Raw genomic sequence first — 8,891 nt, forward strand, 5'->3', positions numbered from 1 at the left:
TTACGACATCCTAGGTGAAGGCGCGCGTACCATGAGTGATGCTGATAAGTATTATAAAGCTTATCAAGTTGCCATAGATGCCATTGGCGCAGTGGCTCGTGCGTCGGGTAAGAACGACCCTCGCAAAGTGCCTGGTATTTCAGTTAAGCTTTCTGCTATCCATCCTCGTTACGAATTTGCACAAAAAGAACGGGTAATGACTGAAGCGGCTCCCAAACTTAAAGCACTTTGTTTGCAAGCCAAAAGCTACAATATTGGGTTAACTGTTGATGCGGAAGAATCTGAGCGATTAGATATGTCCCTCGATGTTATTGAGGCGGTATTTAGTGATGATGAGTTAGCAGGTTGGAATGGCTTTTCGATGGCCCTGCAAGCTTATCAAAAACGCGCCATTTTTATAGTTGACTGGTTGCGAGAACTCACCATGCGTGTTGACCGGAAAATGATGGTGCGCTTAGTAAAAGGTGCCTATTGGGATACTCAGATTAAAAACAGCCAAAAAGGGGGTTATCAGCATTTTCCGGTATTCACTCGCAAGGCTTCTACTGATGTATCTTATCTCGCCTGTGCGAAAAAATTATTAGAATATAGAGATACCATTTTCCCACAGTTTGCTACGCATAATGCCTATACTGTCGCGACTATTCTTGAACTGGCGGGCGATGACAAAACAAGTTTTGAGTTTCAATGTCTATATGGCATGGGTGGCTCGTTATATGATCAAGTTGTTACCAATGAAAATGTGCAATGTCGCGTCTACGCACCGGTTGGACCTCATAAAGATCTACTCGCTTATTTAGTGCGTCGTTTGTTAGAAAATGGCGCTAACTCTTCTTTTGTTAATGCCATTATTGATGAGTCACAACCGGTCGAATCTTTGCTTGTCGATCCCGTTGATAAAATGCATCGCTTAAAACACAAATATAACGGCCAGATAATCAAACCCATCGCGTTATACCATGATAAAAAAGGTGTCGGTCGAGATAATTCCAAGGGCCTAGATTTAACAGATATCAATACAGTAACCCCTTTAAAAACATCACTGGATAACTGGCTTATGGATAACTTATTCTCTGAAGATGATGTGCCAGAGGGGTCTGTCGCTATTAGAAACCCAGCAAAGCAGAGTGAAATTATTGGTTTTCAACGACATCACTGCAAGGATGAAATGCTCGCGATGATCGAAACCGCTCAAAACGCATTTGCTTCATGGTCACAAACGCCTGTATCTGAACGCGCCGCCTTATTATGTCGTGTTGCCGATGTGCTTGAACATCATATGGACGAGTTCATTGCCTTATGCATCAAGGAAGCAGGGAAAACTGCACAAGATGGTATTGATGAAGTCAAAGAGGCGGTGGATTTTTGTCGCTATTATGCACAACAAGCGATTGAACTTGCAGAAGATGAACGTTTAGAAGCCCGTGGTGTGGTGTTATGTATCAGCCCTTGGAACTTCCCGTTAGCTATATTTATAGGGCAAGTGACGGCTGCCATTGCGACGGGTAATACGGTGCTAGCAAAACCAGCCGAGCAAACAAGCTTAATTGCATTGCGCGCTATTGAACTAATGACATCTGTTGGATTACCACATGGCGTTGTACAAGCCGTTATTGCAAAGGGTAGTAATGTGGGTAGTGTTATTATTCCTAATGCACGTGTTCAAGCGGTTATTTTTACTGGTTCTATTAAAACAGCGACTATCATTTCGCAAACATTGGCGGATAGAGGCGGCGATCAAGTGCCTTTTATTGCTGAGACAGGTGGTCAAAACTGTATGTTAGTTGACTCTACCGCCCTACCTGAACAAGTCGTTGATGATGTCATTTCTTCAGGGTTTCAGTCTGCAGGTCAACGTTGTTCTGCACTTCGAGTGTTATTTTTACAAGAAGATATTGCTGATAATGTTATTACCATGCTTAAAGGCGCATTAGCAGAATTACATGTAGGTAACCCAGAAAAACTGAGGACTGACATAGGCCCTGTCATAGATCAAAAGCGCTAGATTCACTCAATGCTCACAGTGACTATATGAAAACCCATGGTCAGCTATTATACCAATGCGATATTTCTGATGAGATAACAAATGAAATAGCAGATAACGAACATTTCTTTTTTGCACCACGACTTTATGAAATAGAAAATATTAGCGCGCTGAAGCAGGAAGTATTTGGTCCCTGTGTCCATATTGTTCGCTTTAAAGGCGATGAAATAGAAAAAGTCATGGATGATATTAATGGCACAGGTTTTGGCTTAACCATGGGTATCCATACCCGCATTGAACAGCGAGCCATCAATTTGGCGAAGCTATCACGAGCGGGTAACGTGTATATCAATCGCAATATAATTGGCGCTATTGTGGGTGTGCAACCTTTTGGTGGCCGTGGTCTTTCAGGTACAGGGCCAAAAGCAGGTGGCCCCTATTATTTAACGCGTTTAGTGAAAGAAATAACAACGCCCGGTGCCAAGAAACTTAATTTAATACCACAGCAAGCACAAGCCTCAAACAACGATACGGATGCGCAAGCCGTATTATTGATGGACAGAGCGAGTACCGCAGAAAAAATATGGCGCCTGACCAAGTTAAATACCCGTATATCTTGTGTTAGCGAAGTGTTAGCAAAAATAGCGCATATCGAAATCATTGATAATTTAGCAGACGATTTAACGCAGACTTTACAAGCTGCGCGCTCACAATTAATAGATATTGAAAAACACTTGAAGGAACCAACCGTTTTACCGGGTCCAACAGGTGAGTCTAATACTCTATATTTAGAAAATCGTGGCAACATCATCTGTTTTGCTGACGAAAATGTTACTTTTCACTTCTGGTTGCTTTCTGTCGTAACGGCTTTGGCAACCGGTAATACCGTGATCTCAGTTGTTTCTGACTTATTTTATGATGAAGCAATCGCTTTTAGAGATGAATTTATTGCAACAGGAGAAGATAAGAATACTTTTCAAATTGCCCGGTTATGCCATTTAACAACGTTGCTGGCACAACCTGGATTATCAGGTGTAGTTATTGATAATCATTGTGACCGTAAACATTATATCAGTGAGAAATTAGCAGAACGTCAAGGTGCAATTTTACCGGTGATCAGTTCAAAATATTTTGATAATTTAATGCAACGATTATTAACAGAAAAAGCTATCAGTATTAATACCACCGCTACTGGTGGTAATACGTCACTCATGACCTTAGATGAAGAAGATTAGCGATTAAGGGGCGGTTCGTTTTGGATTCTAACATTCAAAGCGAGCCCTTGACGGAGCATCCGTCATCTTAATGTATTATTGAAAAAAAAATCAGCAACGTGACGCTGACCTCTGCCCTACTTTTTGAACATATGGTATTCGTAGGGCAAAGCATCTTATTGTAGCTTCACAACGACATTCTAGGCTATAAATCCTAGACAATATTTGCTTTAAGCCGTTCTTCAATAATCCATTGTCGGCTTTGGCCTCACTGTACATGCCTTAATGTACATTAGGGCTAATAGTTCATTTGGTGTGCGAGCATATTAATGTTTTAAACTGAAACTCCTTGAAACCCGCGATTTTGTGTACTTAGATTTTGCCCAAATTACTTAATGTTTGTAACTAGGAAAAACCAAAGCTAAAACTCTATAAAAATTCGACGAATTAATGTTTGAAACTCAGACTTGCCTAATAAACTGACAGGTGGGTTTGATTTAGATTATCAGTTATCTGTCGATCGCACTGAGCATCGTTAGTTCACCTGCCTTGGGACAGATGATGGATAATCTAAATCATTTGCGACGCTCAGCGAATGGCTCCAAGAGCGAAAAACAGACACACATAAAATTATCTGGTAGTGTGGAAAAATGTAGTTTTCGACCCATAGCGGACTTAAGATAATTCAAACTATCAGATTATATTGAGCGCAAAATCATTATGCGATTAATCAAACTTGACTGACGGCAATGAGTGAAAAGCAGACAAACAAGTTAATCATCTTAAGGACGGCAATTCCGACATAGCAGACATACGAACGAAGAATTATATTACTGTATTTTGCTGCTAAAACCCTTCAACATCAACTTCCTCTATCCGTCGGCCACGTGCCCAGGCTGTGTAAAAACTATTTTCAGCCCATTATTTGAACAAAAATAGATGTAAATATGTGTCTTACATTAAAATCTGACCAAGTTTCATAACTAAGGAAACTTACATTTTACGTAGCATTGCGTAATTAATTGGGTTGTTGAAGTTTTTACACAACCTGAGCCAATTGCAGACGTTCGTGGTCATAGCGATTCAGGAGCAAGAAGCCTAAGTTTTAGCAAATTAGGATGATGTCTCTGCAACTGATGTAAGGCACTTTTTAGTTGGTAGGGCACCTTACCGTAAGTCGTTATTGCCAACCTTTTTTCTGATACCCCAGAGCGGGTAATATAACGGCACAGCCTTTCGAGTTTACCCCTATCCTGTGCGTTGCTCATCATGACACCTGCATGGAGACTGAAGCCTGCCACTTTTGCGGCACAGCCTGACGCAAGCCCTTGCTCTGCCATAGGTGCAATGCTTTGCAAGGTAAAGAACTTTCGTCATTGCCGTCCCCATTCCTTTCCACCCATTTCTACCAACCGAGACGCGGCTCGTCGAAAGGAAAAGGCGAGATCATTGGTGGCCGATAATTGTGCCAGTGACACGCCAATTCGACCCGTCGCCGACCACTCCAAATATTCCCCCTCTTTGGTGCGAATCATGGTCGTCGCAAAGGAACTCGAGCTTCCCCCCTTCTCACTGACAAACAATTCTTCATCTCCATCACTGCTTTCGACTTGCGCTTCAAAATCGACAAACAATTCGTCGAGCGGGACTTGTGCCGCCAGCACCAAGCGGGTGCGAGATTCATAACACGCGTCAATGAGGGTCACGAATTGTCGCGCTTCGTTGAGGTGTTTGGCGTCCAGTTGGGGGACGCAGTCCATGATGAGGACCGGAAATCGGCAGCAGAGGGAAATATAATCGGCCGCCCCGAGCGGTTGGTAGCACAACTCGGAAAAGTCAAACCAGGCGCACCGGTCATTCAATCGGGCGACCTGGACGGTGCGACCAAAGAGGACGGGAATGCTCTCGGCCTCAGTTCCGGATGCAGTGCCACCAAATATTTCTTCCAACTGCGCCTGCATGTTGTTATTAATATTATTATCGCCATGAACATCCTTGTTTGACCAAAAATAGGATTGACCACCCGCTCGAGTTTCGAGTCGATAATCCTTGCGGGAATCCTCCATGGAAATAATGTCGGACGTGTGTTTCAGTATGTCGATGAATGGCAAAAAGAGGGATCGGTTAATGCCTCCCTCATACAAGGCATCGGGGGGTCGATTCGAGGTGGCCACCACCACGACATTCCAATCCAATAATAATAGTAAAAACAGTCGCTTCAAAATCATGGCATCGGCAATGTCTGTCACTTGAAATTCATCGAAACAGAGGAGTTGGGCTTCTTGTGCCAATTGTTGCGCAATGATGGGAATCGCATCACCTCGTGGGTGCTTCTGTTTGTAGACAAAGATTCGATGATGGACGTCTAGCATGAATTCATGAAAGTGGACGCGGCGTTTGGTAATCTTTGCGTGTTTGTGGCTGTGGCTGTCATTATTACAGCAAGAATCATCATCAGGAACAGTAACCGACGCGTAAAAGAGATCCATTAGAAAGCTCTTGCCGACCCCGACCGGTCCATGAATGTACATGCCTCGCGGTGGTGGACCAAAAGACCACAAATGGAACTTCTTTCGAAGAAAGGACTGGGCGGATGCCAGGGATCGCGCCAGTAACAGTAACAGTGGACTGCTGCTTGTACAGCTGATCTCTGTCGGATCGTCGGTGCGTACGGGGACTGGTGGGAGCGAGGCAAGAGACTCGTGCAGGGCATCGAATTTTGCCGCCAGAGCGACTTGCGCGTCATCTCGTCGCACCTCCCCCGCGTCCACCTTGAGTTCATAAGCCGCTGCCACGCGGCCTGTCGAGAAGCACCGCCGAGCGACGCGATGTTGTGCTATCATGGTCTTCATAATCATCGTCTTCATCGTCTTCATCATGGAGCTGATGAGTTTATCAACATGATGGTATGGTACACTAGATTTCTGTATGGGTATCAAATGGATTTGTATTAGAGACTCAAGTTTCGGAGTTCAACTTGAACGCCAAATTCAGCATAACTAACTGAATAATATAAATAAAAATAGCCTTGTTATGGTAAAATGTTCGTTATCTAGACAAAACACGAAACCACTCAAGGGCTATAAAATGAACCCTGACACAACCCCCTCTATTTTTAACAACAGATTTGCTCACACGCGCCGATATTCAAGTCGACAACCTGTTTAGTACAATGTGGCAACGCCTAGGCTTCAGAGTATAGGTAAAATAAAACGTCATTTTCCTAAAATCAAAATACATGATGCCTCATGTTTTCCATATTGACATCTATTTTATATCCTTGAGGGAGTGAAAGTTGGCTATTTTTCGTCTATTAATCAACTGTTTTCACATAATTCAGAATTTAGAACAAGCGCTTCCCGCTGTTGTGCAAACCAGCTCTGAATATTGCTTATTATGATGAACGGCTTTTATTCAAACAGACTTATCTGAGGCGGTGCTCGACTTTGTGGGGGCAATAGATCGACGACTTCGTCATTTTTTGTATTCAGGTGACTAAGTATCTTTTGGATCACCAATGGGTCTTCGATGCTCGCTATAACCTTAACCGCACCACCGCATTGCTCACACGTTTCTATTTCTATCCCAAAAACCCGTTTAAGTCTTTGCGCCCAGGTCATCGATTGGTGTTTTTGTGCCCGTGTTTTTTCCTGCCCTGTCGGTAATGCTTTTTTTGCCTTATTTCGTAAGGACGGCGTTATTGTCACGCGGTGCCGACTGTTTGGTGCAAATACACCATGAAAGCGCGTCAGATTAACTCTGGGTTTGGGCACCAGTGCCGCTAAACGGGCAATAAAATCCAGAGGCTCAAAGATCACATGAGTGGTGCGCTAATTGAATACATATCTGGAGAAGTGGCTTTCACGGAAATAACGATTGATTTAGCTGCAGGTACCAATATCATTAATTGGACCTACAACAAAGATCCCCGCGCTTCAGAAGGCCAAGACAAAGGTTTTATTCGTAATCTGGTGTTTACTCCACCAGCAGTAGTGACACCTCCTCCTACGCCCATAACACCTGTTAGATCAAACTCTTCAGGCGGTGGTAGTTTAGGATGGATGATGCTGTGTTTATTTGGCTTAATGGTTAGGTTAAGAACTAAAATTTAATATTAACCAATAATTTAAAAGACTTTTGCTTACAGGAAAATAAAGAGCATATATTTTTTGTTCGTCTAATGAACTAGACTTAATTCATTTATTTATTAGCTACTTGAATTTATTATGTGGGCGATTAATGAATTTTGTAGTCAAAGTTAGTAAGGAATTAACATGCAAAATCACTTATCTAAAGGAATTATGGTGTGTATTTTGGCGTACGTAATATTTGGGATCCAATGGTCACATACTAGGGAGAGTATGCATAAATGTTTCGAACCTAAGACAATTGCCTTACCAGCACTTTTTAAGTATCCCAAAAAACCACTTTGGACTAAAAAAGAACAAACTGGCATACCACCCCATAACTGGAACCTCCCTCTAATAGAGCATTTTTACGATCCTAGTTCAATGAAATATTTTTCAAATACTAAGATTTTAGGTTATCTTAAGCCAAGTCAAAATCAATTTTCTGTAAGTCCGTTTAGTGAAAATACAAAGGTAAAACTTACTGGAAATATTATCATTTCCAGTAATGGGGTATTTGAAGAGTTCCTCAATAATACTTCCGTCGTACCTTCACTTGAAATTGAAATTAATTCAGAACTTTATCTTGTTTATTTATTTTCATTATCTGATGACATCAAAAAGATTTACATTAGTAACAGTTGTTATAAATCAGATAGCTCAGTCTAGTTTTTCACTTATTAATCTTTAATAGGTTGGTGATCTTCCCCTGACTTTGTAGACACTTTATAATTAGTGAATTCGATATACTATAAGTCCCTCTTAAATTTATGTAGGTCATCAAAATTAAGAATATCAAGTTCCACTTCAGACGGCCCGAAATGTGCACGATTGTATGCCGCCTCGCTAAATCCCTGATTAGAAATAAGTAATCCTTTATGGGCTCCTAAGTCTTCCAACATTCCAATAAAGCTTTCGACAGCTTTAACATCAATCTTTTTATTGAAGTATTTTCCATCAATTACAAGAGTGAAACGATTACCTGCTACGTATTGCTCAATTAGAATATCTATCTGTCTGCTTACTTTAGAATAAAGTCCAATTTTATTTGCATCTAGAGTAATCTCTGCGTCAGTGTATTGTTGCCGGAAATGGCTATATATTTCTGTTTCATACTGCTTCCAGTCCATACGAAAATTACTCTAATGAATGATAAGATTATGACTAATTTGACCTTGTGAGGTCGGGTTCTTTGCAAACTAGAATAACCTGTAAGCTCGAAAAGTCCAATGTCCGGTATTCGCTCTTGGACCCATTCGCTGATCGTCGCAAATGTGTCAAAAGCAGAACTTCTAACTTAAAAAAACTGTTTATTTACATGGCTTGGTCTGATCATAAAATATCAAATCTAGATTAGCCTTTTCAAAAGGCTAATTTTATGGAATTCTGTAGAAAATTAAACGGATTGTCGAGGTAAGCATGATAGTAATGTTTGTATCTAATCCGACTTCTGCCTAATACACTTTAGTTGCCTTTCTATAGGAGTAAATAAATTTTGAGAGTTACGATAAACCCTGAGTGGGATTTTATGAAAACCCTTGAAGCTGCGAGAGCAGAATATATAGG

4 protein-coding genes and 3 pseudogenes are annotated in these 8,891 nt (G+C 41.5%); 3 read left to right on the plus strand and 4 right to left on the minus strand.

What is annotated here, in order from left to right:
* Nucleotides 1-3,219: pseudogene (putA, locus tag QZ562_RS17300) on the plus strand (bifunctional proline dehydrogenase/L-glutamate gamma-semialdehyde dehydrogenase PutA); the annotation flags it as partial.
* A gap of 1,124 nt (nt 3,220-4,343) precedes the next feature.
* On the opposite strand, the pseudogene QZ562_RS17305 reads toward putA, so the two are convergent.
* From QZ562_RS17305 to QZ562_RS17315, 3 genes and pseudogenes are all read right to left on the minus strand, one after another.
* Nucleotides 4,344-4,502, minus strand: a pseudogene (locus tag QZ562_RS17305) (transposase); the annotation flags it as partial.
* A 69-nt stretch (nt 4,503-4,571) separates the two neighbouring features.
* Entirely contained in the window at nt 4,572-6,050 is a 1,479-nt protein-coding gene (gene zapE, locus QZ562_RS17310; protein WP_293762922.1) for a cell division protein ZapE, read from the minus strand.
* A 636-nt stretch (nt 6,051-6,686) separates the two neighbouring features.
* Nucleotides 6,687-7,025, minus strand: a pseudogene (locus QZ562_RS17315) (transposase); the annotation flags it as partial.
* Here QZ562_RS17315 and QZ562_RS17320 point away from each other — a divergent pair.
* Both QZ562_RS17320 and QZ562_RS17325 read left to right on the plus strand, forming a co-directional pair.
* A complete protein-coding gene (locus QZ562_RS17320) occupies nt 7,017-7,310 on the plus strand; it encodes a GlyGly-CTERM sorting domain-containing protein (RefSeq protein ID WP_293762925.1) in 294 nt (97 codons plus the stop codon). The pseudogene QZ562_RS17315 and the gene QZ562_RS17320 sit on opposite strands and share 9 nt — an antisense overlap.
* Before the next feature lie 162 nt (nt 7,311-7,472).
* Entirely contained in the window at nt 7,473-7,994 is a 522-nt protein-coding gene (locus QZ562_RS17325; RefSeq protein ID WP_293762928.1) for a hypothetical protein, read from the plus strand.
* Nucleotides 7,995-8,074: 80 nt separating this feature from the next.
* Here QZ562_RS17325 and QZ562_RS17330 read toward each other — a convergent pair whose 3' ends face one another.
* Complete coding sequence (locus QZ562_RS17330) at nt 8,075-8,455, minus strand: restriction endonuclease (RefSeq protein ID WP_293762931.1); 381 nt, start codon at nt 8,453-8,455, stop codon at nt 8,075-8,077.
* Nucleotides 8,456-8,891: the final 436 nt, after the last annotated feature.

The sequence above is a fragment of the uncultured Paraglaciecola sp. genome (genome assembly GCF_913058035.1).
GTDB lineage: Bacteria > Pseudomonadota > Gammaproteobacteria > Enterobacterales > Alteromonadaceae > Paraglaciecola.